Raw genomic sequence first — 26,653 nt, forward strand, 5'->3', positions numbered from 1 at the left:
AAAGTAATGTTAAAATGGCTCAAATGTCTTTGACAAACTAAATAGATAAATAGGATACTAGTATATGGTTGTATTAAGTGATTAGGAAGCTGGGGGAGGAACACAATGGAACTGCGAAACGTGCTCTTTGATTTTGACGGAACGCTTGCAAACACCTTGCCGCTGACGGTTTACGCGATGCAAAAGGTGTTTAAGAACTATGACGGACAGTCATACGACGCTCATGAAATTGTAGCTATGTTTGGTCCGCCGGAAGAGGGAATGATTAAGAAAAACCTCAAGAACCAATCGGCTGCTGCAGAAGCGATTGAGCTTTACTTTAATTTGTATGAGAAAGAACATGAAAACTATGTTAAAAAGAATGCCGAAATTTTTGATATGCTGCATCTTCTGAAAGACAAGGGAATAAGGATCGGATTGATCACAGGCAAGGCACGTCGTTCCTATATAATTTCTGAAGAAAAGCTTGGATTTAAAGGCATATTTGACAGTGTCATTACAGGTGATGACGTCATGAATCCGAAACCGGACCCTGAAGGAATCAAACAGACGCTGATTAAATTTGAAGCCGATCCCGCTAAATCCATCTATATTGGCGATGCGAACGGAGATACTTTAGCTGGAAAGGCAGCTGGCATTCATACTGCAGCTGTACAATGGCTTGAAATGTCGCAATCGGACACTTACCCGGCAAATCCAGAATTTTATTGGACAAAAGTAAGCCAATTTGTCAACCTTCTGAAAAGCAGTAATTAATCTATGATCGTGGAATCTGCATCAAAATTCGCAAAATTAACCTTACAAAACTGATCAATTGCATCCATGTGCAGAGCGGGTCGATCGTTGATAAGAAGTGTCGGCACACCGAATTCTTCTGCGTATTCCGGAAGAAAATTGATCGGAGCGACTCCTAGTGAGGTTCCAAGTACCAGCAGACGATCTGCATGATTGACTGCCTGCTCCACGGCACGAAGGTCACGCACGGCTTCGCCGAACAGTACAATGTCCGGCTTCAATACAGTTCCGCATGTTTTGCCATCCTTAGAAAGGGCAGAACAATGCGGAATTTTTTGATTCAGCAGCGATTGAGTTGGATAAAGTGTCCCGCATTTCGGGCAAATGCAACGATTGAATGCTCCATGGACTTCAATAATCTTTGAGCTTGCTGCTTTCGCATGCAAACCGTCAATATTTTGCGTAATAATTGTGACTTCACATGTCTGCTCAAGATTTTTCAGCCAAAGATGGACGGAATTCGGCTTGGCGTTGAGTAATAACGGAGCATCAAACAATGACCAGTAGAAGGCCCAAAATTCATCGGGATGCGCCTGGAAGTATTGCAAAGTTAAGCACCGTTCTACATCTTTATTTTGATACAGGCCGTTTTTGCCGCGAAACGGAGGGATACCCGAAGGTACACTGATTCCTGCTCCGGTTAAAACGGCAATTTTATGATCGTTTTGAATCCATTCATTGAGTGTTGACATAGATAACCCTCCATGATTTTTAAATGAATAGCGAACATTCATTCGTTATGCTATAATGATGAACAAATGAAACTGAATGTTGCCATATGATGACTGATGAATTTGAGGTGGCATAAATGATTGGACGTAAAACAATCGACGACCTTCTAAGCCAGCTGAAGAGCGATCCAAATGTCGTACACTGGCATACTATTCCCAAGAAAGAGGCTCATTACGCACCTTTTCCGCAAACGCTGGACGAGCGAATAAAAACGGCACTTATTAACCGCGGTGTTGGTTCGCTCTACACGCATCAAGCAGATGCTTATCATGCGGTTATGGATGGAAAAGATGTGGTTTTAGTGACTCCGACTGCATCTGGGAAAACACTTTGCTACAATCTTCCGGTACTTGAAACCATGATTGAGCATCCTGAAAAACGAGCACTCTATTTTTTTCCGACGAAAGCACTTGCCCAAGATCAAAAAAACGAGATGGCTGAACTCATTAATACAATTGGTGTCCCTATTAAGAGCCATACATATGACGGAGATACTGCAGGATCCATACGTCAAAAAATTCGTCAGGCAGGTCAGATTGTAATGACTAATCCCGATATGCTCCATGCTTCCATTTTACCTCATCACACGAAGTGGGTCTCACTGTTTGAGAATCTTCAATTCGTTGTTATCGATGAATTGCATACTTATCGAGGCGTATTCGGCAGTCATGTAGCGAACGTCATTCGGCGGTTAAAGAGAATTTGCCGTTACTATGGCAGCAGTCCGCAATTTATTTGTACTTCGGCGACAATCGCCAACCCGCGAGAACACGCCGAAGCATTAACGGGGCGAAAAATGTTCTTAATTGATCGTAACGGCGCACCGAGTGTACGAAAACATTTTCTGATTTACAATCCGCCGGTAACAAATAAGCAGCTGAATGTACGTGAAGACGAAAGTTATGCTGTTACTATATTGGCCACTAATTTTTTGAAAAATAAAATTCAAACCATTGTCTTTGCAAGAAGCAAGCTGAAAGTTGAGCTTCTGGTGAGTCAGCTGCAAAAAATAAACAGCGGACGTCAGGATCGTGCTGCAATTTGTGCCTATCGAGGCGGCTATCTTCCTCTCGAACGGCGCAGGATAGAAAAGGGACTTCGCAGCGGTGAGATTATCGGCGTGGTCAGCACGAATGCTCTTGAATTAGGCGTGGACATCGGGCAACTTCAGGTATGTATTTTGACCGGATACCCTGGGAATATGGCAAGTGTTTGGCAGCAGGCGGGCAGAGCAGGAAGAAGACAAGAGGATGCAGTCATTATCATGGTGGCATCATCCAATCCGCTCGATCAATATATGGCCGGTCATGCAGATTATTTTTTCGCTCGGCAGCCTGAGGATGTGCGCATTAATCCTGATAATATCATGATTCTGATGGAGCATATTAAATGCTCCGCATATGAGCTTCCCTTTCAAAGAGGAGAGCTTTTTGGCGGCGAAAATGTGGACGAGCTATGCGAGTATCTTACTGATGAGGATGTGCTCCACTTTCAACGAGGAAAATGGTATTGGATGAGCGACGGTTTTCCGGCAAACAATGTCAATCTGAGATCAGCCGCGCAGGATTCATTTGCCATAGTGGACATTACCGATCGTGGACATGCAAAAGTGATTGGGGAAATGGATCGCTTCGGAGCGATGACAATGTTGTATGAGGATGCCATTTATATTCATCAGGGCATTCAATATCACGTTGATGACCTGGATCTGGAGGAGCGGAAGGCATACGTACGCAAAGTCAATGTCAACTATTACACCGATTCAGATCTGGCTGTTCAACTTGACGTTCTTGAGGAAGACAAACATGCCGATTTCGATGGCGGTAAAATCGAGAAAGGTTATGGCGACGTGTCTGTACGAGCATTACCGACGGTTTTTAAGAAAATTCGCTTCGAAACCTATGAAAACATCGGATGGGGAAAGATTCATCTTCCGGAATTGGAAATGCATACGAATGCGGCTTGGATCAGCTTCGAACCGGCATTATTTGATGTATTTGGAAAAGATGTCTTTCAAGGGGCACTTGTCGGACTGAGCCACTTGTTGCGCCATGCTGCGCCGCTTTTTGTTATGTGTGACCAGTCGGATCTTTCTGTGGTACCGAAAATAAAAGCACCGCATAATGAGAAGCCTTCAGTATTTTTGTATGATAAGTATCCCGGCGGAATCGGATTAAGCGAGAAATTGTATCAGGAGCTGCCTCTTTTGCTTGATAAAGCGAGTGAAATGATTAATAATTGCAGCTGTGAATCCGGCTGCCCATCTTGTATCGGCTTTGTTAATGAGGGCAAGGCAGCGAAGACGGCATTGCGCCGTTTATTAAAGGAACGATGATTGTGTCATTAACGAAAAAACTGCAATTATACAGAAAACAGCTGCATGATCAAAATGCTGCTTCTAGACAGCAAGCAGCTCAACATCTAAACTCAGCCGAACACGAGTCAGAGACAGATCAAGAAATACAAAAAGCTGCAAAACAACTCGGTGCTGAACTATGCCGTTTTGAAGATCAATACGTCCTTGTTCATTCAGAGCTGCTGCCGATCAATTTGAAAATAGGGCCATATTTAATACGTGACCTTTTTCCATTGGTGAATGCCTGGCAGTCAGCTTGTGAAAAGCACCCTCTGTCAGCAAAGGGGTTGCACGCAGAGGATCTGCTTTTTTTTGACACGGAAACAACTGGTCTTGGCTCGGGCACTGGTCAAATGATCTTTTTAATCGGCATGGCACGATTGACACGTAACGGACTGGAATTGAGTCAATACCTCCTGCCTGGTCCTGGTCATGAAGCAGCGTTCTATGATGCATTCCTGACTGACTGCCGTTCATTGAAAAATTTAGTCACATTTAACGGGAAGGCGTTTGACTGGCCACGAGTAAAGACCCGTCATCAATTTGTTCGTGATCAGGTTCCGAAGCTCCCTTCATTCGGACATTTCGATCTGCTTCATGCTTCAAGGAGACTATGGAAAAAAAGACTGGAATCCGTACGTCTTCAAACAGTAGAAAATGAAATTCTTTCTATGGGCAGAAAAGCAGATGTTCCAGGGAAAATGGCGCCGTTTCTTTATTTTCAGTTCCTGAAACATCCGGATGCGGATTTAGTGAAAGGGATTATGGAACATAATCGAGAGGATGTTCTTACTTTGATCAGCTTGTATATTCATCTCTCGAATAAAATCTTGAACAGAGTCGAAGCGGATCCCGAGGAACAATATGAGATTGCTCGTTGGGATGAACAGATTGGCGATCGGGAACATGCTCAGAAGCTATGGAAAGAACTCATTCCAAAAAAATCACCCTATCAAAGTAAGGCCAAATGGCGGCTTGCGGAATTATATAAGCGAGAAGGGGAGTACTTGACTTCGTTAGATTTATTTAAATCTGCTCTCTGTGATTCAGGTGATGATCAAGTGCCATTATGCATTGAAACTGCGAAATTACTTGAGCATCAGTTTAAAGACTATACCCATGCGCTTTATTATACAAAGCAAGCACTTGAATATTTTTATCAAAGGCATCCAAACGATTTAGATTCAGTAAGAAAAAAAGAAGTTGAATATTTGAAACGTTTAAATCGTCTTGACCAGCGGATTGGAAATAATTCATGAAGGAAATGAGTATTACCCGGGCAAGCGCAAATAGTGCCTTAAATCGTCACAAATCACCTGCATTTTCAATGAGTTTGAAACTTTTCGACAAATTAGGTGTTGATGTGAATGATGCATACTTTAAATGAATTGACTGGAGGCGGGATGATGCGTGAAAACGGATCGGCCATTTTAGTTACCGGATACAAAGCTCATGAACTTGGCATTTTTTCGAGGGATCATCCAGGTATTCAAGTCATTCGTTACGCGTTAAAGAAAAAGATGCGTGAATACGTTGAGGACGGAGCACAATGGTTTGTCATAAGCGGCCAGACGGGGGTTGAATTATGGGCTGGGCAGGCATGTCTTGAATTACGCGATTCCGATCAATTGAATGTAAATCTTGCGGTTTTGATGCCTTTTCTTAATCAAGAAGAGCACTATAAGGAGTGGCAGCAGGAAATTTATGCCCAGATTCTTGAGGGGGCAGATTACACGGGATATATAAGCAAACGCCCCTATGAAAGTCCGGTTCAGCTGAGGCAGAAAAATGAATTTCTGGTTGCAAAAACGGATGCAATGTTGATTATTTATGATGAGGAATCGCCCGGCTCTCCAAATTATTCCCTGAGTGTCGCGAAAAGAAAAGCACGAAGCACGGCTTACCCGATTCAAGCCATAAATCGTTTTGACTTAGATTTTGCTGCTGAAGATCTATTGCAGCAAAATCCTGATTACTGGACAAATAATGATGCTTAACAAGTAAAATACAGGTTATTAAAATGTATCTTTTGATTAGCTTATTAACCAAACAATGCGCATAATAAAAAAATAAAGAAAACCGTAATGAATAAGCGATTGACACAATAGACTAAATTTGAAAAAATAAGACGAGATACTTAGCTTGGAGTGAATGGAAATGGCAGACCAGAAGACGATCAGATTAACAAAAAATGAAATTCTCCATAAAGAATTTAAAACGGGCTTTCATGGCTATCAGCAGGACGAGGTTGATCAATTTTTAGATATCGTGATCAGTGATTACGATATTTTCAACGCAGAGATCCTGCGCCTGCGCGAAGAAAACAAACGGCTTAAAGGTCAACTGACAGATGAAGAAGGACAGCGGACTGCTACACCGGTTGAAAATCAAGGGTTGACAAACTATGACATTTTAAAACGGCTGTCTAATCTTGAAAAGCATGTTTTCGGCAGCAGGCTCGGTGAATAATAACGAAAAAGGGTTGCTTCTTTAATTAAATTGGATTATAATGTGTAGCTGTGACATTGTTCGTGTTCGGGTGATCGCTGTATCCCTTGCGGATATAGAGGAAAGTCCATGCTCGCACGGTCTGTGATGACCGTAGTGTTCGTGCCTGGCGAAGTCATAAGCCAGGGTAGTTCGGAGCAATCTGAGCTAACGGCGGGAGAGAAACCTGTGTTCCTTCGGGAATATGGTTTGCCATCCCATAAAGTGCCATAGTGACGATGTCTTTTGGAAACAAAAGAAGTGGAACGCGGTAAACCCCTCGAGCGGGAAACTCAAACTTGGTAGAGGAACCCTTTGGAAGGAATCAAACGGAAAAAGGGACAGATGATTCTGTAGATAGATGATTGCCGCTTTCGTACGAGGAGCGTGCAGCTCCGTTTGAGTGCGAAGGTACAGAACATGGCTTACAGAACATGAATAATGCATTTTAATGAAGAAAAAGCCCGTTAAGGGCTTTTTTTGTTGCAATCTTGTGATTGCAGTTCATTTTGATAAATTTCAATTGTACTTTCGGCTATAAAATGCAGGAATTCCTAAGAGAGGAAACATCGACATGAGTGAGAAATGGACGTTGATTGCGACGACAGCGATGGGATTAGAAGCAATTGCCGCAAGAGAACTAAGAAATTTAGGCTATGAGGATTTAAAAGTAGAAAACGGCAGAATCTTGTTTTCCGGAGGACCTCTAGACATTTGTCGGTGTAACCTTTGGCTCCGTACCGCAGATCGTATCAGACTTCAAATTGGTGCATTTAAAGCGGATACCTTTGACAGTCTCTTTGAACAAACAAAAGCGCTCCCATGGGCAGATTTTCTTCCGGAAAACGCAATGTTTCCGGTAATCGGGAAATCCCATAAATCAATTCTGCACAGTGTGCCTGACTGCCAAGCAATTGTTAAGAAAGCAATTGTTGAATCAATGAAGCAGCATTATAATCAAGAATGGTTTGATGAAGATGGACCGATGTTTAAAATCCAGGTCGCACTTGAAAAAGATTGGGCGACGCTTGCCATTGATACTTCGGGAGATGGGTTGCATAAGCGAGGCTACAGACAGCTGCACAACTTGGCACCGCTCAAGGAAACCTTGGCTAGTGCACTGATTTTGCTCAGTCGCTGGAAGCCGGATCAGCCGTTTGTCGATCCTTTCTGTGGTTCAGGTACTTTGCCGATCGAAGCGGCTATGATCGGTCAGAATATTGCTCCAGGATTTAATCGGGATTTTGTTTCTGAATCATGGCCGATTATTTCGAAAAACTATTGGGAACAGGCACGAGAGGAAGCAGAAAATAAGGCAAACTATGACCAGCCCTTAATGATTATGGGCAGCGACATTGATCACAAAATGATTGAACTGTCCGAGCATAATGCACTCGAAGCCGGCTTTGGGGGACTCATTACCTTTAAGCAAATGCAGGTCGCTGATTTTACAACGAAGGATGAGAACGGATGCATGATAGGAAATCCGCCATATGGAGAACGAATGGGCGACCAGGAGCAGATTCAAACGATTTGCAGTGACCTTGGAGAACTGTTCAAAACTTATAAATCATGGTCCTTTTACTTCATCTCATCTTTTGAAAAATTCGAAAATTATTTTGGACGTTCGGCAAGCAAAAAAAGAAAACTGTATAATGGACGGATTCGGACCGACTTTTATCAATATTTTGGCAAAAAGTATTCGGATTAACGAAAAAACAGGCAAATCGGACCGCTTCACGAGCTCATCAAGCGAATGATTCTTCTTAGAGAAAGAAGGACATTACATTGAATACAGAGAAAAGAATGAAATAAGAACTTCCTGCATTTACTATCGTAAAAGGGGCGTTATCAATGGCGATTACTGAAATTGTGGATTCTTATAATAAATATGTGAAAAAAATTATGGACTTTAACGAGGCCATTGCACTTGCAGAATGGGATATGCGGACTGGTGCGCCGATAAAAGGAATTAAGCAGCGTTCAGAGGTCGTTGGAACGCTCTCTGATGAAGTTTTTAAACGGTCGACTTCTGACGAAATGAAAGGATACATAGATGCATTAACCGATCCAGCGGTTCATGATCAATTAGACTTGGTTACGAGAAGAATGGTTGAAGAATCGCAAAAAACATATGAACGCTTCATCAATATTCCATCTGAAGAAAATAAAGCCTATGTGATTCTCCAATCCGAAGCACAGAGCGTATGGAAAGAAGCAAAGAAAAACAGTGATTTCGAGATGCTCCAACCTTATTTGGAAAAAATGGTTGCGTTTAAGCGGAAGTTTATTGAGTACTGGGGCGTTAAAACAAATAAATATGATGCATTGCTCGATCTGTATGAACCTGGATTGACTGTTGAAACCATTGATCATGTGTTTGGCAAACTTCGCAAGGGGCTAATTCCATTAGTTGAAGCAGTTACAGCATCCAAAGACCAACCCCAAAACGCTTTTCTAACCGCTTCATTTCCTGTTGAAAAGCAAAAGGCGCTCTGTCTCCATTTACTTAAGGAAATCGGATATGATTTTGACGCCGGACGTCTTGATGAAACAGAACATCCCTTTGAAATCACCCTCAATCCCGGCGATGTGCGTGTGACAACGAATTACCAGGAGAATGATTTTATATCAACGGTTCTAGGAACGATTCACGAAGGCGGTCATGCTTTGTACGAACAGCATATATCTCGTGAATTAGTCGGAACGCCGCTATGTGAAGGGACCTCCATGGGGATTCATGAGTCACAATCGCTTTTCTTTGAAAATTTTATCGGTAGAAGCAAAGCGTTCTGGTCTTGTCATTATGAAGAGTTGAAAAAGTATGCAAACGGCCAGTTTGACGATGTATCTCTCGATGATTTCTATCGAGCCATCAACGTTTCCCGCCCATCCTTTATTCGTACCTTGGCTGATGAATTAACCTATCCGCTTCATATTATGGTACGCTATGATATTGAAAAAGGATTGTTTAATGGTGATTTGAGTGTGAAGGACCTTCCAAGTGTATGGAACGAAAAAATGAACGAATATCTTGGTATCACTCCCACAAATGACCGTGAGGGAGTGCTTCAAGATATTCACTGGCCAGGCGGCGATTTTGGCTACTTTCCATCTTATGCGCTAGGCTATGTTTATGCTGCTCAATTTAAGAACACGATGATTAAAGATGTACCTGATTTCGATGCGCGCGTCAGCTCCGGTAATCTAGAAGTGGTCACAGAGTGGCTCAGCAAACATATTCATCAGTTTGGCCGCTTAAAAAAGCCTCTTGAAATTCTTAATGATACGACTGGAGAAGGACCCAATCCAGATTATTTATTGAATGAACTGTCGAAAAAATACAGTGACATCTATCGTCTTTAATCCATATGATTCAAAGTAACAACCTGAACGTCAGAGATAGATCAGATTGCATCCTGTTCCTTGTTGAATAGGATGATGGAGAAAGGGGTTCTTTATTTGGCAAGACAAGTATCAGCTTATGATGATGACACGATACAAATACTCGAAGGCTTGGAAGCTGTACGAAAACGCCCGGGCATGTATATTGGTTCTACAGATTCAAGAGGGCTGCATCACCTTGTTTATGAAATTGTTGATAATGCAGTAGACGAAGCGCTCGCCGGCTATGGAAATGAAATTCTTGTTCGCATTCATAAAGACGGAAGCGTGAGTGTTCGTGACTTTGGACGCGGGATGCCAACCGGAATGCATCGAACGGGGAAACCGACAGTCGAAGTCATCTTTACCATTTTGCATGCGGGAGGCAAATTCGGACAAAGCGGCGGTTATAAAACGAGCGGTGGATTGCATGGCGTCGGCTCTTCTGTCGTCAATGCGCTCTCAGAATGGCTGGAAGTAACCATTTGGCGTGACGGAAAGATTTTCAAGCAGCGCTTTGAACACGGCGGTCATCCGGCGACAACACTTGAGGAGATCGGCACAACGCGTGAGACCGGATCATTGATCCATTTTAAACCGGATGCGACGATTTTCAGTACAACTGCTTACCAGTTTGACATCTTAAGTGAACGGCTCCGCGAATCAGCATTTCTTCAAAAAGGAATGAAAATTGTACTTACTGATGAACGAAGCGACCGTGAAGACGTTTATCACTATGAAGAGGGAATTAAAGAATTTGTCGCTTATTTGAATGAAGACAAGGACGTCCTTCATCCTGTTGTTGCCTTTGAGGGTACAGCCAATGAGATGGAGGTTGAAGTTGCATTTCAATATAATGACGGCTATTCGGAAAATTTAATCTCTTTCGTAAATCATGTGCGTACCAAGGATGGCGGCACGCATGAATCCGGATTTCGTACTGCGCTGACGCGTGTATTCAACGACTACGCGCGAAAGAGCGGTATTTTGAAGGAAAAAGAGAAAAATTTGGACGGTACGGATATTCGTGAAGGGTTCATGGGAATTGTCTCAATTCGTGTTCCAGAGCATTTGCTGCAATTTGAAGGACAGACCAAGGAAAAGCTGGGAACAAGTGAAGCGCGATCAGCCGTAGATACAGTTGTATCGGAACAGCTTGCTTATTTTCTTGAAGAGAATCCCCAGACGAGTGAAAAATTAATACGAAAAGCGACACGTGCACGGCAAGCACGTATCGCGGCACGAAAAGCCAGAGAAGATGCCAGAAACGGGAAAAAGTCGAAACGTAAGGAAACGATGCTGAGCGGTAAGCTGACTCCGGCATCTTCTAAAAATGCAGAACGCAACGAGCTGTACCTTGTCGAAGGTGATTCGGCAGGTGGTTCAGCAAAGCAAGGGCGTGATCGTAAATTTCAAGCTGTTTTGCCGCTTCGAGGCAAGGTCATTAATACCCAAAAAGCCCGGCTCGAAGAAATTATGAAAAACGAAGAAATCAACACGATTATTTATGCAATTGGCGCAGGGGTAGGTTCGGATTTTTCTATTAAAGACAGTAATTACGATAAAATTATTATCATGACAGATGCCGATAACGATGGTGCACACATTCAAGTGCTTCTGCTTACCTTCTTTTATCGATACATGCGGCCACTAATTGAGGCGGGTAAAGTGTATATAGCGCTGCCCCCTCTTTATAAAGTCAGCAAAGGGATCGGGAAAAAAGAAACACTTGAGTATGCCTGGGATGATAATGGACTTAAAGAAGCGATTAAAACAATTGGTAAAGGCTATACCATTCAACGTTACAAAGGCTTGGGTGAAATGAATGCCGATCAGCTTTGGGAAACAACGATGAATCCTGAATCGAGAACCTTAATTAAGGTTCATATCGAAGATAAAGCCTATGCCGAGCGTAGAGTGAGTACACTTATGGGTGATAAAGTGGAACCGCGGCGCAAATGGATTGAATCTCATGTGGCATTTGGTCTAGAAGAAGAAGCAAGTGAAGGATTGACCGCTGTGAAAGGTGCTGACTAAGTGTGGTAAATAGAGAAAAATTAGTGAATCGGACGCTCGAAGAAGTGATGGGCGACCGATTTGGCATTTATAGCAAATATATTATTCAGGAGCGTGCACTCCCCGATGTTCGGGATGGATTGAAGCCGGTGCAGCGCCGAATCCTCTATGCGATGCTTCGTGACGGGAATACGAACGACAAACCGTTCCGCAAGTCGGCAAAAACGGTCGGCAACGTAATCGGCAACTACCATCCGCATGGTGATTCCTCGGTCTATGAAGCAATGGTACGAATGAGTCAGGATTGGAAAGTGCGGATGCCGCTTATTGAAATGCACGGGAACAACGGTAGTCTTGACGGTGATCCGCCGGCAGCGATGCGTTACACTGAAGCTCGATTGTCGAAGATATCTGCTGAACTGCTTCGTGATATTGACGCGAAGACTGTCGACTACGTGCTTAATTTTGATGACACAACGGAGGAACCAACTGTTTTTCCATCGAAATTCCCAAATTTGCTGGTTAACGGTTCAACGGGAATTTCAGCGGGCTATGCAACAGAAATTCCACCACATTGCTTGTCTGAAATCATCGACGCAACGATTATGCTGATGGAAAATCCAAAAGCCACAGTCGATGATTTAATGACCTATGTTAAGGGTCCGGATTTTCCATCGGGTGGAATTGTTCAAGGATTGGACGGAATTAAGAAAGCATACAAAACCGGAAAAGGCAGAATTGTGTTGCGCGCCCGTACGGAAATTGACACCTTACGTACAGGAAGAAAGCAGATTATCATTACTGAGCTGCCCTATGAGGTTAATAAGGCGATGCTCGTGAAAAAGATGGACGAACTTCGCCTTGATCACAAGGTTGAAGGCGTTTCAGAAGTACGTGACGAGACAGACCGCAGCGGCATGCGTGTCATTATTGAGTTAAAGAAGGATGCAGATCCAAACGGCATTTTAAATTTCTATTTTAAAAATACCGATCTGCAGATTTCTTATAACTTTAATATGGTAGCGATTGATCATAAAGCTCCAAGACAGCTAGGGATTAAGGAAATCCTCGAAGCCTATATTGAACACCAAAAAGAAGTAGTTACTCGTCGATCACAATATGAACTTCAAAAAAGTATTGACCGCCAACACATCGTTCGTGGATTAATCAAGGCAATCTCAATACTTGACGAAGTTATTCGTGTGATCCGAAGTTCTAAAGATAAAAAGAGCGCAAAGCAGAATCTTTGTGATTCATTTGGTTTTACTGAAATCCAAGCAGAAGCAATTGTGAACTTACAATTGTATCGTTTAACGAATACGGATATTGTTACACTTCAAGAAGAAGAACATCAGCTGGATATAACGATTGCCCGATTACAGGGGATCCTTAATTCGAGTAAAAAACTGATAGGGGTTATTAAAAAGGAATTAATGGACGTTCGAAAAAAATATGCGGACGCAAGAAGAACGACTATTGAAGCGGAAATTGAAGAAATCAAGATTGATCTTGAAGTCATGGTTGCTTCCGAAGAGGTTATGGTCTCCCTTACAAAACATGGCTACGTAAAGCGTTCAAGTCTTCGTTCGTATACTGCAAGCGGCGATGATGCAGTGGCGATGAAGGAAACGGATCATCCACTATTCCAACAACAGATGAACACAACCGATACTTTACTTGTGTTTACGGACAAAGGCCGATATGTTTATTTGCCTGTCCATGAAATCCAGGATCGTCGCTGGAAAGAACTTGGCCAGCATATTGCCAGCATTGTTCCGATTGATCCGGATGAAGTTATTATCTCTGCTGTTCCTGTGAATGATTTTGAACACACAGAATTGTATATGACTTTCTTTACCAAACTTGGCATGGTCAAACGAACAAAATTGCTTGAGTATAAAGCACAGCGACGTTCAAAGCCTTTGACCGCTTTAAAATTGAAAAAGGATGACTCATGTATTGTGGCAATGGCAACCGATGGTTCTTCAGATTTGATCCTTGCGACTTATATGGGCTACGGATTACGTTTCGCTGAACAAGAGGCTGGAGAAGTCGGTCAGCGCGCAGCAGGTGTAAAAGCGGTTCAGTTAAAAAATGGTGATACAGTGGCAGGTGCCGTTGCATTTACAAAACAATCAGATACCCGCTTACTAATTGTTACTGATCGTGGTGCAGTCAAGAAAATGAAAATAGAAGGACAAATCGAACAAACCGGTCGACCGAGACGCGGCGTACAGCTGTTGCGTGAATTAAAGACACGACCGCATCATATTGTCGGATTGACACTTGTCGACAATAATGATCGAATCAATATAAGCTCAGATAAGGGCAAAGTGTTTACGCTGCAATCAGAGGATATTCGAGTATCTGATCGGTACAGCAATGGTTCATTCTTTTTAGATCAGGATGAGGACGGAACGGTCAGCGAAATTTGGTCCGATACCATTCAACTCAAAAAGGACGAAGGCTGAATGGCTATCTTCGGATAAAGAAAAGCTTGGCGAGGCCAAGTCCTTGACGCCGGCGGAGCCTTAGCTTTTCTTATACTAGATACCGCTAATCTTTAATTTTTATACATTCCTTTTGTATAAAATAGTGATAATAAACCATGGTCGCTGTGAGTACAATCAGATAGATCGGTAACGAGAAGAACAATTGATATCCGTTTTTATAATGGTACACGCCGACATGCCATGCCAATGCTTCAGCTATCATCGAAATCAGTGCCCAAATCGTAATATAGAAAAAATAGGTTGTTCGATTTTTTCTAATCACGACATAAAAGTAAATAAAAAAATAGGCGAACGGACCAAACATAACAAACGAGAGCATGTCCCAAAAATCAGTGAAGGGTGTATCATTTACATTATAGTAATTGAACGGGTTGATACACACTGTATTATCAAAAAAGGTGCTGATAAAAGCACCGATTAAAAGCATGGTGATTGTCTGCTGACGGTTGAACCGCTTGGGAAGAAGAAGCATAGCCGTATAAGCAGTTACTCCGGTGATCAAAATGAAAAGTTCATTTGAATTGAAAACTGTACCTTTAGGTATCATGTGAATCTCCTTTTTGATTTATTGGTCGCTTGACTGTTGTTTTTGGCTCAGGAGCTGAAATCCTTTTAGAAGGACCAGCATGAGTGTGTAAAAACAAATAAAGTAGATAAACAGTGTAACCGTGTTGATTGAAGAGACAATAGTATGTTTTTCTTCAAGTTTGCAAAAAAGTATAAATACACAAAAGCTCGCTGAAAACGTGATTAGTTTTTTCCATAAACCTTTGTCTTGTACTAAATTGATGGAGATTAGTGTGAGCACTGGGAAAATAATGTTCCGATTAAAAAGAAATGCCAGCGTACCTTCAATACTGTAGTTAAATCCTGGATCACCAAAATACATGCGCTTCGCAGGCAATAAGAGTGAAAGCATAATGGTGATTGAGCAAGTGAGAAATAGAAATAGATTTTCTTCACGCGAAAGCCGCTTAGGCAAAAGAATGAAGAGATTCACGATGATCCAAATGAGACATAGAGTGACGGCTAGAACCATTTTTTTCCCTCCTTTTTGGCGGTAAGAGATCAAGGTGCTGATTTCAAATTAGGCCGATAGTACCATCCATTATTTTGAGCGTTTATTCGGAAATTCATTCTGATCCTTGCATATCTTTATATTTATCATTCGATTGTTTACACTAAGCGTTCTAATAGCATTGATCAGAAAAATCACTTAGAATAAAATATGATGAAAAACGAATCATTTTTTATGGTATTTGGAGGGATTGTATTGACTGAAGAAGAACAAGAACTTTTTGATATAACGATAATAGGCGGCGGTCCAACGGGACTTTTCACCGCTTTTTATGCCGGCATGCGGCAAATGAAAGTGAAAATTATTGAGAGTCTTCCGCAACTAGGCGGACAGCTCAGCACCCTTTATCCTGAAAAGGAAATCTTCGATGTTGCTGGATTTCCAAAGATCAAAGCAAAGGATTTAGTTAAAAATCTGATTGTACAAGCCGAGCAGTTTCATCCTGAAGTCGTTCTTGATGAAGCGATTAGTTCTTTGGTAAGGCATGATGATGGAGTTATTGAACTGATCGGAGCATCCGGTTGCGTTCATCGCACGAAAACAGTTGTGATTACTGCCGGAGTAGGAGCGTTTGCACCTCGCCCATTAAAGGTCGATCAGAGTGTGGAAAACTTTACGAATATACATTATTATGTTCAGGATATAACGATCTTTAAAGACAAACGAGTCGTCATTTTAGGCGGCGGAGATTCAGCGGTTGATTGGGCAAACACATTGGCTTCAATTGCAAGAAGTGTGACCATTATTCATCGCCGAGACCAATTCAGGGCACATGAAACAAGTGTTGAAGCGATGAAAAAAGCGTCTGTACAAGTTAAAACACCCTTTATTGCGAAATCTGTTTCAGGTACTAAAGATCATATTGAACAATTAACGATACAAATGGTGAAAGGTGAAACAGAGGAAACATTGCCATTGGACGATTTGATTGTGAACTATGGTTTTGTATCCGCATTAGGACCGATTAAGGACTGGGGCATTGAACTGGAAAAGAATTCAATTCTCGTGAACAGCAAAATGGAAACCAATATTCCAGGCGTTTATGCTGCGGGCGATATTGCATCATATCCCGGCAAAATAAAACTAATAGCAACGGGACTGGGAGAAGCACCGACTGCTGTCAATAATGCCAAACATTATATTGATCCGAAATCGCGCACACAACCTGTACACAGTTCAAGCGCGGGGGAACTCTTTGAAAAGTGATACACATAAATTTTCTTGAAGCCTGAGATGTTCAGGCTTCTTTACATAAATTAGAAAAACAAATAGGCTAATGTCCTGTTATTCGAAATAAGATAAAATGATTGGAGCCCTAAAATGATCATTAAATCCATCTGCCGACTCAATGCAGAAATTAAAAAGGAAATTCGCCAATTGGAACAGTTTTGTTCACAGGTTGACGGTGTTCAATATGAGACCAATTTAGACGGTACTCTTAATTTCCATAAAGAAATGAAGTACACATTTCTTTGCTATGAGAATCATAAACTCATCGCTTTTCTGCATGTGTTTGCACCGATGCGTTCAGAAGCAGAAATTTCGGGGCTGACTTCGCCAGACTGCCGAGAAAAGGGTTATTTTACTGCCTTGCTGCTTCGAACAATAGAAGAACTGAACGCATTTCAAATTGCCGATGTGCTTTTTGTGTCCCAGTCGTCCTACCCAAATAATCAAGTGATTGATCATTTCGGTGCTTGTTATGAGTTCTCAGAGCATGTTATGTCGCTTGAGCGAAAAAACCACATGATACAGATTCCAGAACAGCCATTGTCGTTGACTTATCAAAGAATTGAGCATATGGAGCAATTAATCGAAGTCAGCGTAAACAGCTTTCATGATAGCCGTGAGGAGGCACGACGCTTAATTGAAATGGCATTGATGTCTGCAAATCGACAAGGTTATATGGCTGTTTTCGATGATCAAATTATTGGTATCTGTTTTGCACGATTTGAGGGTTCAGAAGCATTTTTATTTGGATTAGGAATACAAACTGAGTACCAGGGCAAGGGATTTGGCGGCTCTTTTCTTAATCGGATTCTAAGCGAATTGTTTTCAGGAACGGTTACGAAAGTGAAATTGGAAGTTGAATCTCGAAACGTTCACGCAATGCATTTATATACAAAAACAGGATTTGTATCTGATAACACGGTTGATTATTATCGTGTGCCAATTAAGAATCTGCTAGGAGCCTAACATGAACACACAACAAAAAAAAGAACAATATTGGCGATCAACGCTTTTAGAAGCCTGGCGTTTAATTGCGGCTGAAGGAATTTCTGCGACTGTAGAGGGAACAGCTGCATTGAAATTACAAGGTTGCACGATACATGATGATTTTTCCATCACCATTTCCATACAATGGGATGCGCTGGAGCAATTTTATCAAACAGTGAAAGACTGTTCAGCGAGCGGACTTAAAAAAGAAAACAATTGCTGTTTCTTTACCTTTCAGTTAAACGGGTATTCTATTCGTATCGATGGACATTTAGGAACGGTAGTTCGTACTGACCCCGATCGAATACTTATTGCTATTGAATCCTATCAAGTAGCAGTTAAATCGTTCGGTTATTTTTTGCGTACATTGCCAAAATCTGATCCGCTACGTGATAGGGTTAAAAAATGTTTAAGGAGTCTCCAAAATTCAGACGCTGATCAAAATGGTCATGCCTGGAATAGTGAGGCCTATCAAGCATGGGTTAATCGTTTCGGAACGCCTGAACAAGCAGCTGAGAAAATTAAAGAAAACCCCATAGCTAAGCTGGGTTCTCTTGCTCCCTACCTAAACGATATTCAGGGTAAAACGGTTATCAATCTACTCGGCTCTCATGGGAGTAAGGCACTCGCACTGGCGTTGATGGGAGCCCAAATAACTGTGGTCGACATTTCCTCTGAAAATGCTGCTTATGCCAAGAATGTAGCAGCAGCTCTCAACGTACCGCTAAATTATATAATTTCTGATGTTCTGCAATTACCTATTGATCAACATAAGGAAAAGTATGATAAGGTACTTATGGAGCTTGGGATCTTGCATTATTTTATTGATCTCGAACCGCTTGCTGAACTTGTATTTTCGATTTTAAAACCGGGCGGTCAATTTCTTATTCAGGAATTTCACCCCGTGTCAACGAAATTGGTTACTACACGAGGAAAAAGACAAATTGTCTTCGGCAACTATTTCGATCAATCATTGCACACACGTCAAGTGGCTTTTTCTAAACACCTTTCTCATCGGGAAAATGAAAATGAAGCACCACGCACTGTATTCTTAAGAGAGTGGACGCTTGGGGAGATCGTGACCGCATTTGCTCAAGCAGGTCTCGTTGTGCAGCGTTTGGATGAAGCACCGAATATGAAAATTAACGACATCGGTTTGCCTAAGTTATTTACTCTTGTTTGTTTAAAACCATAAATGTTTTCTAAAGAAATAAGAGCAGCCGTGGCTGCTCTTATTTTATTTCATATAAGATTGTATATATATCATGTTGGATCAAACTTTTTTCTTTAGTCCTGCCTTGCGAAAAAACAACTCCAGTTCTTCAAGTGATTTCCCCTTAGTCTCAGGTAAGAAGAACTTCACAAATGTGAATGCAGCTATTCCGCAGAAAAAGAAGATGAAGTAGGTCAATCCCAGACCGATCCAGGAAAGTAAGACTGGAAATAGGAAGCTGACGAGAAAGTTCGTCGTCCAAAGACAAAATACAGTGACCCCCATACCTAACCCACGCAATTTCTGGGGAAAGATTTCAGAAAGCATCAGCCAGGTTACCGGCGAAATCGTTGCTTGCTGAAATGCAAGAAACATTACAGTCATGCTGAGAACTAGAAAGGGAAGAAAGGGTGTTCCATGCAGAGTCATTGAAAAAATGCCGGTCAACAATAAGGAAATTGAGGTACCTGTTAATCCAATGAGCAGCATCGGTTTGTGTTTTGCTCTTCCAAGCAGCCACATGCCGAAGAAAGTCGCTGCTACTGATATAATTCCGTTTGCTATATTTGCAACGAGAGCGACATCTGTATTGAATCCGGCATCTTGAAGAATATGTGTTCCATAGTACATGATTGAATTAACACCGGTGATTTGCTGGACAACAGCAATGCCGATTCCCAAAAAGACGATTCTTCTGATCCATGGCGTTTGAAGATCACGAAAAGTCGCTTTTTCGCTCGTCCGTTCCTTTTGGACTGCCTTTTTAATGGATACTAATTCCAGCCTGGCGCGTTTTGGATGGCGAATCAAATGAAGCACGCGCAATGCACTTTTTAATTTTCCTTTAGACGCATACCATCTTGGACTTTCAGGTACGAAGAACATACCGATCCAGAGCAAGATTGCCGGAAGTGTTGCAATAACGAGCATATAACGCCATACATGGGTTGAACCGCCAGAGTAATTCGCAATGACTGCATTAAATACATAAGCGAGCAGTTGGCCACTGACAATCATTAATTCATTTTGCGTTACCACCTGACCTCGAGTCTCAGCCGGTGATATTTCAGCTAGGAATGTTGGCACAGTGACAGAAGCGCCACCTACAGCCAGCCCTAACAGAATACGGAAGAAAATCATAATTGCAGCATTAGGTGCAAATGCACACCCAAGAGTGGTGATCAAGAAGACGATGGAGAGATACATAATGACCGTCTTGCGTCCTTTATGGTCGGCCAATCGTCCGCTGAATACTGCTCCAAATGCTGCGCCTAAAAGCAAAGAACTAGCAACTAAACCTTCGGTAAATGAAGTAAGATTTAACTGGTCCGGTCTTGCCATAAACGGAAGTGCGCCATTTATTACACCTGTGTCGTAACCAAAAAGAAGGCCTCCGAAGGTTGATACGAGTGTAATTAATTTTAAAAACTTTTTGGGGCTTCGTTTATGGGCGCCATCATCAGAAAGTGCTGCATCCTACATCGATTCTAAAGGTTTGTTAATACTGATAGTGAATCTCCTCCTATAAAATGGAAAATACATAAATCTAAGTCTAGAAGATGTGTGCTGATTGAAATGAAAATAGTGTTAAAAATAGTACAAGGAAAATAATCCTATGTAAATCGAGGATAACCTGCTAAAGTTGACAGTATGAAATGAGTCAAATTGTTATCAATTAAATACCCTATTGAGAGCATCTAAAACCAAGATTCAATCAACTTATTATTAGTTTAGCATTAAACTGACAATTAGTCAAAAAAGGTGAAAATAATTGAAAATAAGCACAATAGATAATTTATCAGATATGCCGATTGAAAAAAGCATTCTTTTGTGGTTTTACCTTTCGAGGGCCTATCACATCCAACTTAAGCGCTACAGCCAATTTTTAAAGACATGGACGTTGACTATCTCACAATATGAAGTACTTGAGAAAATTGGGGAAAGCGGAAGAATGTCTCAAAAAGAATTGGCTGAGAAGATGTTTCTTACTAAAGGGAACATCACACAATTAATTATTAAAATGGAAAAGGAGGGCTTCATTTCTCGGGAGCAAGAGTGGAAAACGAAATACATTTTATTGACTGAAAAAGGAAATGAACTACTTAATCAAGTTCTTCCGGAACGAAAGAAGTATTTCGCTCAGCAAGTTCAGGGGCTAACATCAAAAGAACAAAAACAATTCATTAAGCTAATCAAAAAATTAAATGAAGCACAGATTGAGGCGGATAATAAATAACATTACATGCAAAGATGAGAGAACAGAGATATTAAACATACGTTTAATTAATTATTATGTTTGTACCTGTGATTAATAATTCGTACTTCCTTTGCTAAATGACCACCGGCTAATGCAGCAGGGTTCAGATATAAATGACTACGAATTCATTTCGTCACCTAAGATGAAATCTACTAAAAGTCCTTTTCTTAGCTCTTTGCAGAATCGTGATTCCTCTGGTGTCACAACCCTGCGAATCAGTTTCTGCAACCGGAAAACAACCTAACCCCTCATCACTCTATAGTAATATTTTGTCACCCATTCCACATGGTACTTTATATCATAGACCACGTGACCACTTTTATGATAACCATCCATACTTTTCACATCTGTAAAAAATAGGGCTGAAAGCGGTCCACACCTTTTACGGAATTTTTATCGTTACTACAAACTATATCGTCGATAATGGTACTCGAACTCTTGAAAAGGAGAGTTGAATATGACTACCAAAAAGATCACTCAATCCCCATATAGAGTGACTCCCTGATAGCTAATAATCTTCCCAAATTATATCCAATATTTGCAAAACAAAGATCTTATAAAGAGTGCCTAGCATCTGCATGAATCGTAATCAACAAGAGATTAATGTGATTCAACTTGAGATGAAGGAATCTAAAGTTCGTATGTTTTGCATTACTAAATGAGAAGGGGACGTTTGAAGACATAGGCATGACTCTTAAAAGATCGTGCCATTTCATTTTGTAAAAAGCACAGAGTTGTTAAGTAAATAGCAATAAACTCTTTCGTTTCATAAGATACGGATTTTTAATTCTAAAAGCTATCTAACCTGATGGCATCCATTCGTTATCATTTTATTTAGTTTAGAAATTGAAGCACATAAAGGTGTTGTTTAATAAAAATTTATTACAAATAGCATTTGATATAAATATATTATGCGTATGTATCAAACAATTTATATGTAGAAAATATGTAGAATATGCTTTATTATCTACGTATAAACGTGTATATTTATATGTATAAAGTAAATAGATTAATTATCGAAGGAGATCATTATGCCGAATAAAACCATTTATGTTCCAGATGCTGATTTAGAAGTGTTTGATCAAGCTCAAGAAGTCTCCGGTAAAAACTTATCTGCTACGATTGTGCAAGCACTCAGATTTTACACAAAAATTGGTGAAGGAAAAGGATTCGAGCATATTGAAATTTCTGAAGGTGAAAATGGATTTTATAAGAGAAAACGATTTATTGGCAGAGAGTTGGCTTCCGCAAGCGTTCATGACGAGGATCACTCGTTGCTGACGACCTATGTTGTCTACGAAACAACACATGGCCGCTATGCAGTGTTTATTCGTGAACAGAAGAGAATACCTCTGGAGCAGTCGATTGAGAATGAGTTAAAGAAACGAATCATGGAAAAATTTGCAGGGGAAAACATGAACAAAGTTCCTTTTCAAAAGGAATCGGAGGATGAGGCTCCGGATTTACGAAAACTGGAAGTTTTCAATTCCATTGACGACTTGGTCGGTCATGTACCTTCGGATTTATATCGATCCTTGCACGAAATTAAGGACGGCGAATTTCTCGATATATAACTCGACATCACAACCATGAAAAAGGAGCTTCTTGATTAATGATACGTATTCTCGCTCAAGACAAAAATGATCAAATCACATCACAGTTAGATTTTACCCAATTAGACGCTCAAGCACTTAATCATTATTGGTTAGATTTGAGTGCACCTGACGATGACGAACGAAAACAGTTAAAAGATTTTCTTCCTTCTTTTCATCGTCTCGCAAAAGAAAACGAACACCATTCAAGCAGACCGCAGTTAAAGCTGTTTAAGAATTATTATTTTGTTTCCCTTCAAGTGATTAGTCCGAACACTTTGAAAACACATGAACTCTATCTATATGTTGGGAAAAATTCACTCGTCACCTTTCACACGAGCAACTTAAAGGCAGTGAATGATGTGTGGCATGGCTGCAGATCAGATGAGCATTTTTTCAAAGAGGATATTCCGGATGAAATTCTGCGACGACTGATGAGCCGATTGATTGAACAATATATTATGGCTGCAAATGATCTCGAAGATAAAATTGATGATTTGGATTTGAATGCAAAGCGCGAATCAATCAATAAGATGAATCGCCGTGTCTTTCAGTTACGCAGTGAATTGCTTAGTTTTCGCCGTGTCATCGCACCACTCATGGATATTACGAATCGGATGATCGGCTCATCGTCTATTGAGAAAAGCGAAGAGCATGAATTTTTTCTGCGTAATTTAAATGATAATTTAAGCAGAATCACACACATGATTGAATCGAATTTGGAAATAACGTCTGACATCCGCGACAGTTACCTGTCGCTGACTACATATCGCATGAATCGAGTCATGCAAACATTGACCGTCATTACTACTATTTTTATGCCATTGACTTTTATCGTCGGTATTTACGGAATGAATTTCGCATATATGCCTGAGCTTAACTGGAAATACGGTTATTTCTTCGTTCTCGGACTCATGGGGCTGATCGCGATCATTATGTATTATTGGTTCCGAAAGAAAGGCTGGTTTGACAAGTAAACAAGGGGTCACTCTATGTGATTATTCACCATGCGTGTATTTAAATAAACAAGCAGAAAATCATTCAATATTCTCTACAGGAATAGATATCACAGAACAAAGTGAAAGAATTGCTTCGGGCTAGTGCAGGCGGCGAATCCAGTGTATACTTTGTAAAAAGATGCTCTGCATTGATTTAATGATAGAGGAAAGGAAGATCCCATTCACAATGGAAGAATTAAAACAACGCATTCGTGAGGAAGGAATTGTGATCGATTCCAACATTTTAAAGGTTGACCGATTCTTGAATCATCAGATCGATCCAGGGTTGATGAAAAAGATCGGTGAGCGATTTGCCCATACTTTTGCGGATACGGGTGTTTCAAAAGTTTTGACGATTGAGTCTTCAGGAATAGCGCCGGCATTAATGACTGGACTGGCATTGAATGTCCCGGTTCTTTTTGCACGCAAAAAAAAGCCGTCAACGCTTAACGAAGATTCGTTAGTTACGAACATTCAATCTTATACGAAAAGCACAAATAATTTGGTTTATCTTGAGAAAATAATGCTTTCGGCAGATGATCGAATTCTAATTGTTGATGATTTTCTCGCTAATGGTGAAGCTTCGCTCGGATTGACGCGTTTAGTCGAAATGGCTGGAGCAACTGTTGCAGGAGTATGTATTGTCATTGAAAAATCATTCCAATTAGGCAGATCTCGGCTTGATCATGCCGGTTATCCGGTTTATTCACTTGCTCGAATTTCATCGCTTGCCAACAATAAAATTACTTTTCTTGATGACTAATTAAGAATGAGAGGATACTAATGTCACACTATACATCTCTATTTTTTGATGTCGATGATACGCTGCTTGATTTCGGTGCTGCAGAAGAGTCGGCACTTCACAAGCTATTCGATGACCAACAAATTATCTTGACACCTGAAATAAAAAACTACTATAAAGTGATGAATAAGGGATTATGGAGGGATTTCGAAAACGGAAAAATTAAGCGTGATGAATTAGTAAACACGCGATTTTCCAAATTGTTTAAAGCCTTCGGTAAGGATGTCGATGGTGTTGCAATGGAGCAAAACTATCGTCGCTTTCTGCGCGAAGGTCACCAGCTTGTCAATGGTGCGAGTCAATTATTGCTACGTTTAAAAGAGCGTTTTGATTTATATATTGTAACAAATGGTGTCGCTGAAACGCAGTGCAAAAGGCTAAGAGATTCCGGGTTGACTCCTTTTTTTAAGCAGATTTTTGTTTCGGAGGATACAGGATACCATAAGCCTGACAAACGATTTTTTGATTATGCGTTTGAACACATTCCTTATTTTAAAGCAGATCAAGGCCTAATCATTGGCGACTCTTTAATTTCTGATATCCAGGGCGGCAGTCGAGCGGGGCTTGAAACATGCTGGTTCAATGCCAAACATTTAAACATTGATCTTAATGTGAAACCGAATTACGAGATACATAAGCTTGACGAGCTTTGCACTATTTTACTTTGAATAGACAATTAAGAGCCTCATTGACCGCAGCACGATTCAGGACATGAGGCTCTATAAATGACTGAATAATATTTATGTAAACTAATTGGCTGACGAGTCATTCGTGATCCTGTGATTCATCAAAGTGATCGTCCATATGATCCACCGCACGCTTCAATTCGTCGTTTGACAGATGAGTATAAATCATTGTTGTTTGGATCGCCGAATGACCAAGTTGACGACGCAGTTTTGGAATATCGTTATTTTCTGCTTGATAACGCGTTGCAAACGAATGGCGCAGTTTATGAACAGACAGTGATGGTTTTCCGAATGCGATGGCATATTTTTTTACAAGATTTTCAATGGATCGGGCACTAAGCCTGCGCGTTGTACCTTTCGGCCCCATAGTTGCAGAGACGAAAAGCGCTTGATTCGTACGCGGCAGATTGTACCTTTTTGTACGTACGGTAATATAATCTTCAAGATCGAGTCCTGCTTGTTCACTAAAGAAGACATATTGTTCTTTATTTCCTTTTCGAATGACGCGCACCATTCGTTTTTGAAAATCAACATCGTGCAGATCCAATCCGACTACTTCTGATAAACGAAGTCCGGAGCCGAGAATCAATGAGATAATGGCAGTATCACGTTCTGCATTTAGTGAATGGAAATTGAGCAGCTTCTTATTATCCTTCACCATTTCACGGTAATCTTGAGCAACAAATTGGCGAAAGGCCTCATATTCATCATTCCAAAGGATTTTCCCCGCCATTTTCTGTGCAACGGTCTCTTGATCTTCTTTTATTTTATTGAATGCGATTTTCGCCATTACATTGCGTACGAGATAAGGCTTGAGATCATCAGTCTCAGCAACATTTTGTAAATAATTGAAGAGGGACTTCAATGAAGAAAGCTTGCGATTAATGGTGAACTTGTCATTACGTAGGCGAAATTGGAGATAGGAAAGAAAATTTTCAATCGACTGAGGCGTTAACTTTTCAAGACAATCTAGTGAAATATCACTACGATTTCCTTGATAAAAGCCTTCGGAAATCAGCCAGTCGAAAAAAATCAAATAATCGTGACAATAATTTAGTAATGAACGAGGGGACATCACTCGCATTTTCTTATCTACATATTCACGAACGTACCATGGGAGCTGTGCTGTTTTCTCATCAATGCGGTCATAAAGATGTGTTGTTCGTTCATCAGCCATAAAGAAAACTCCAATCAAATGGTATTATTTTACAATTTAAGTGTAACACAGAGCGAGACAAATAACAATATTTTACGAAGTAAACAAGACGAAAGAGATGAAAGACACATTGACTTGAAGAAAGTATCCCACCATGTCTATGACATATATCATTTATCTATGAAATATATTTTATTTTTATATCATTCATGGTATATTGTTAAAGATGAGATGTCCGTTATTAAATTGAATAAATCGTGTGTAACTGGCGTAGCATGGGAAAACCATGAGGGAGCACATGAGGATCTGAACAAGCCGTACGCCTGGGCAAAGTATTTGGAAACCATTTTCGGTCGATATCCAGATGCTTT

Annotated in this window: 21 protein-coding genes, 1 other RNA gene, 1 pseudogene and 1 riboswitch; of the genes and pseudogenes, 18 read left to right on the forward strand and 5 right to left on the reverse strand. The window is 40.8% G+C overall.

Annotated features, from left to right (window positions below):
- Positions 1-105 precede the first annotated feature (105 nt).
- A complete protein-coding gene (locus tag NOM01_RS03805) occupies positions 106-756 on the forward strand; it encodes an HAD family hydrolase (protein WP_255746519.1) in 651 nt (216 codons plus the stop codon).
- On the opposite strand, the gene NOM01_RS03810 is transcribed toward NOM01_RS03805, so the two are convergent.
- Positions 753-1,487 (reverse strand): SIR2 family NAD-dependent protein deacylase, encoded by a 735-nt coding sequence (locus NOM01_RS03810; RefSeq protein ID WP_255746520.1) that lies wholly within the window; start codon positions 1,485-1,487, stop codon positions 753-755. The genes NOM01_RS03805 and NOM01_RS03810 overlap by 4 nt on opposite strands.
- A gap of 116 nt (positions 1,488-1,603) precedes the next feature.
- Here NOM01_RS03810 and NOM01_RS03815 point away from each other — a divergent pair, with 116 nt between their 5' ends.
- From NOM01_RS03815 to parC, 9 genes are all read left to right on the forward strand, one after another.
- The gene (locus tag NOM01_RS03815; protein ID WP_304654748.1) at positions 1,604-3,862 is read left to right on the forward strand and encodes a DEAD/DEAH box helicase; all 2,259 of its coding nucleotides are present in this window, start codon (positions 1,604-1,606) and stop codon (positions 3,860-3,862) included.
- A 2-nt stretch (positions 3,863-3,864) separates the two neighbouring features.
- Positions 3,865-5,142 (forward strand): ribonuclease H-like domain-containing protein, encoded by a 1,278-nt coding sequence (locus tag NOM01_RS03820; RefSeq protein ID WP_255746521.1) that lies wholly within the window; start codon positions 3,865-3,867, stop codon positions 5,140-5,142.
- Positions 5,143-5,250: 108 nt separating this feature from the next.
- Entirely contained in the window at positions 5,251-5,880 is a 630-nt protein-coding gene (locus NOM01_RS03825; RefSeq protein ID WP_255746523.1) for an SLOG family protein, read from the forward strand.
- A 160-nt stretch (positions 5,881-6,040) separates the two neighbouring features.
- Entirely contained in the window at positions 6,041-6,352 is a 312-nt protein-coding gene (gene gpsB / locus NOM01_RS03830; protein WP_255746524.1) for a cell division regulator GpsB, read from the forward strand.
- A 62-nt stretch (positions 6,353-6,414) separates the two neighbouring features.
- Positions 6,415-6,803: RNase P RNA component class B (gene rnpB, locus NOM01_RS03835), an RNA gene on the forward strand.
- A 141-nt stretch (positions 6,804-6,944) separates the two neighbouring features.
- Complete coding sequence (locus NOM01_RS03840) at positions 6,945-8,081, forward strand: THUMP domain-containing class I SAM-dependent RNA methyltransferase (RefSeq protein ID WP_255746526.1); 1,137 nt, start codon at positions 6,945-6,947, stop codon at positions 8,079-8,081.
- A 143-nt stretch (positions 8,082-8,224) separates the two neighbouring features.
- Complete coding sequence (locus NOM01_RS03845; protein ID WP_255746529.1) at positions 8,225-9,736, forward strand: carboxypeptidase M32; 1,512 nt, start codon at positions 8,225-8,227, stop codon at positions 9,734-9,736.
- A 75-nt stretch (positions 9,737-9,811) separates the two neighbouring features.
- Positions 9,812-11,791, forward strand: a complete 1,980-nt coding sequence (gene parE, locus NOM01_RS03850) for a DNA topoisomerase IV subunit B (RefSeq protein ID WP_370645914.1) — start codon at positions 9,812-9,814, stop codon at positions 11,789-11,791.
- A gap of 2 nt (positions 11,792-11,793) precedes the next feature.
- On the forward strand, positions 11,794-14,241 hold the full coding sequence (parC, locus tag NOM01_RS03855; protein WP_255746534.1) for a DNA topoisomerase IV subunit A: 2,448 nt from the start codon (positions 11,794-11,796) through the stop codon (positions 14,239-14,241).
- 85 nt (positions 14,242-14,326) lie between these two features.
- Here the strand turns inward: parC and NOM01_RS03860 are convergent, their stop codons facing one another.
- Together NOM01_RS03860 and NOM01_RS03865 are read right to left on the reverse strand one after the other, a co-directional pair.
- Positions 14,327-14,830: a hypothetical protein gene (locus NOM01_RS03860; RefSeq protein ID WP_255746543.1), complete on the reverse strand. Its 504-nt coding sequence runs from the start codon at positions 14,828-14,830 to the stop codon at positions 14,327-14,329.
- A gap of 18 nt (positions 14,831-14,848) precedes the next feature.
- On the reverse strand, positions 14,849-15,322 hold the full coding sequence (locus NOM01_RS03865; protein ID WP_255746544.1) for a hypothetical protein: 474 nt from the start codon (positions 15,320-15,322) through the stop codon (positions 14,849-14,851).
- A 234-nt stretch (positions 15,323-15,556) separates the two neighbouring features.
- On the opposite strand from NOM01_RS03865, the gene NOM01_RS03870 reads away from it, so the two are divergent.
- The 3 genes from NOM01_RS03870 (at position 15,557) to NOM01_RS03880 (ending at position 18,773) form a co-directional block, all read left to right on the forward strand.
- Positions 15,557-16,567: an NAD(P)/FAD-dependent oxidoreductase gene (locus tag NOM01_RS03870; RefSeq protein ID WP_304654749.1), complete on the forward strand. Its 1,011-nt coding sequence runs from the start codon at positions 15,557-15,559 to the stop codon at positions 16,565-16,567.
- Between the two features lie 114 nt (positions 16,568-16,681).
- Entirely contained in the window at positions 16,682-17,557 is an 876-nt protein-coding gene (locus tag NOM01_RS03875; RefSeq protein ID WP_255746545.1) for a GNAT family N-acetyltransferase, read from the forward strand.
- 1 nt (position 17,558) lies between these two features.
- Positions 17,559-18,773, forward strand: a complete 1,215-nt coding sequence (locus NOM01_RS03880; RefSeq protein WP_255746546.1) for a class I SAM-dependent methyltransferase — start codon at positions 17,559-17,561, stop codon at positions 18,771-18,773.
- Between the two features lie 78 nt (positions 18,774-18,851).
- Here NOM01_RS03880 and NOM01_RS03885 read toward each other — a convergent pair.
- Positions 18,852-20,225: pseudogene (locus NOM01_RS03885) on the reverse strand (sugar porter family MFS transporter); the annotation flags it as partial.
- Between the two features lie 337 nt (positions 20,226-20,562).
- Between NOM01_RS03885 and NOM01_RS03890 the strand changes: the two are divergent.
- The 5 genes from NOM01_RS03890 to NOM01_RS03910 all read left to right on the forward strand — a co-directional run bounded on the left by NOM01_RS03890 (position 20,563) and on the right by NOM01_RS03910 (position 25,108).
- The gene (locus tag NOM01_RS03890; protein ID WP_255746547.1) at positions 20,563-21,027 is read left to right on the forward strand and encodes a MarR family winged helix-turn-helix transcriptional regulator; all 465 of its coding nucleotides are present in this window, start codon (positions 20,563-20,565) and stop codon (positions 21,025-21,027) included.
- 1,052 nt (positions 21,028-22,079) lie between these two features.
- A complete protein-coding gene (locus NOM01_RS03895) occupies positions 22,080-22,622 on the forward strand; it encodes an EXLDI protein (RefSeq protein WP_255746548.1) in 543 nt (180 codons plus the stop codon).
- A 38-nt stretch (positions 22,623-22,660) separates the two neighbouring features.
- Entirely contained in the window at positions 22,661-23,617 is a 957-nt protein-coding gene (gene corA, locus NOM01_RS03900) for a magnesium/cobalt transporter CorA (RefSeq protein ID WP_255746549.1), read from the forward strand.
- Positions 23,618-23,825: 208 nt separating this feature from the next.
- On the forward strand, positions 23,826-24,401 hold the full coding sequence (locus NOM01_RS03905) for a xanthine phosphoribosyltransferase (RefSeq protein ID WP_255746550.1): 576 nt from the start codon (positions 23,826-23,828) through the stop codon (positions 24,399-24,401).
- Between the two features lie 20 nt (positions 24,402-24,421).
- Positions 24,422-25,108: a YjjG family noncanonical pyrimidine nucleotidase gene (locus NOM01_RS03910; protein ID WP_255746551.1), complete on the forward strand. Its 687-nt coding sequence runs from the start codon at positions 24,422-24,424 to the stop codon at positions 25,106-25,108.
- A 97-nt stretch (positions 25,109-25,205) separates the two neighbouring features.
- Here the strand turns inward: NOM01_RS03910 and xerS are convergent, their stop codons facing one another.
- On the reverse strand, positions 25,206-26,303 hold the full coding sequence (gene xerS, locus NOM01_RS03915; protein ID WP_255746553.1) for a tyrosine recombinase XerS: 1,098 nt from the start codon (positions 26,301-26,303) through the stop codon (positions 25,206-25,208).
- A gap of 230 nt (positions 26,304-26,533) precedes the next feature.
- Positions 26,534-26,618, forward strand: a riboswitch (ZMP/ZTP riboswitch).
- Positions 26,619-26,653 lie beyond the last annotated feature (35 nt).

The organism is Sporolactobacillus sp. STSJ-5 (assembly GCF_024385605.1).
Taxonomy (GTDB): domain Bacteria; phylum Bacillota; class Bacilli; order Bacillales; family Sporolactobacillaceae; genus Sporolactobacillus.

Bases quoted from the DNA above. Each gene is read 5' to 3' on its own strand.
- NOM01_RS03805 (WP_255746519.1), top strand. From the start codon at position 106: ATGGAACTGCGAAACGTGCTCTTTGATTTTGACGGAACGCTTGCAAAC.
- NOM01_RS03810 (WP_255746520.1), bottom strand. From the start codon at position 1,487: ATGTCAACACTCAATGAATGGATTCAAAACGATCATAAAATTGCCGTT.
- NOM01_RS03815 (WP_304654748.1), top strand. From the start codon at position 1,604: ATGATTGGACGTAAAACAATCGACGACCTTCTAAGCCAGCTGAAGAGC.
- NOM01_RS03825 (WP_255746523.1), top strand. From the start codon at position 5,251: ATGATGCATACTTTAAATGAATTGACTGGAGGCGGGATGATGCGTGAA.
- gpsB (WP_255746524.1), top strand. From the start codon at position 6,041: ATGGCAGACCAGAAGACGATCAGATTAACAAAAAATGAAATTCTCCAT.
- NOM01_RS03840 (WP_255746526.1), top strand. From the start codon at position 6,945: ATGAGTGAGAAATGGACGTTGATTGCGACGACAGCGATGGGATTAGAA.
- NOM01_RS03845 (WP_255746529.1), top strand. From the start codon at position 8,225: ATGGCGATTACTGAAATTGTGGATTCTTATAATAAATATGTGAAAAAA.
- parE (WP_370645914.1), top strand. From the start codon at position 9,812: ATGGAGAAAGGGGTTCTTTATTTGGCAAGACAAGTATCAGCTTATGAT.
- NOM01_RS03860 (WP_255746543.1), bottom strand. From the start codon at position 14,830: ATGATACCTAAAGGTACAGTTTTCAATTCAAATGAACTTTTCATTTTG.
- NOM01_RS03865 (WP_255746544.1), bottom strand. From the start codon at position 15,322: ATGGTTCTAGCCGTCACTCTATGTCTCATTTGGATCATCGTGAATCTC.
- NOM01_RS03875 (WP_255746545.1), top strand. From the start codon at position 16,682: ATGATCATTAAATCCATCTGCCGACTCAATGCAGAAATTAAAAAGGAA.
- NOM01_RS03880 (WP_255746546.1), top strand. From the start codon at position 17,559: ATGAACACACAACAAAAAAAAGAACAATATTGGCGATCAACGCTTTTA.
- NOM01_RS03895 (WP_255746548.1), top strand. From the start codon at position 22,080: ATGCCGAATAAAACCATTTATGTTCCAGATGCTGATTTAGAAGTGTTT.
- corA (WP_255746549.1), top strand. From the start codon at position 22,661: ATGATACGTATTCTCGCTCAAGACAAAAATGATCAAATCACATCACAG.
- NOM01_RS03905 (WP_255746550.1), top strand. From the start codon at position 23,826: ATGGAAGAATTAAAACAACGCATTCGTGAGGAAGGAATTGTGATCGAT.
- NOM01_RS03910 (WP_255746551.1), top strand. From the start codon at position 24,422: ATGTCACACTATACATCTCTATTTTTTGATGTCGATGATACGCTGCTT.
- xerS (WP_255746553.1), bottom strand. From the start codon at position 26,303: ATGGCTGATGAACGAACAACACATCTTTATGACCGCATTGATGAGAAA.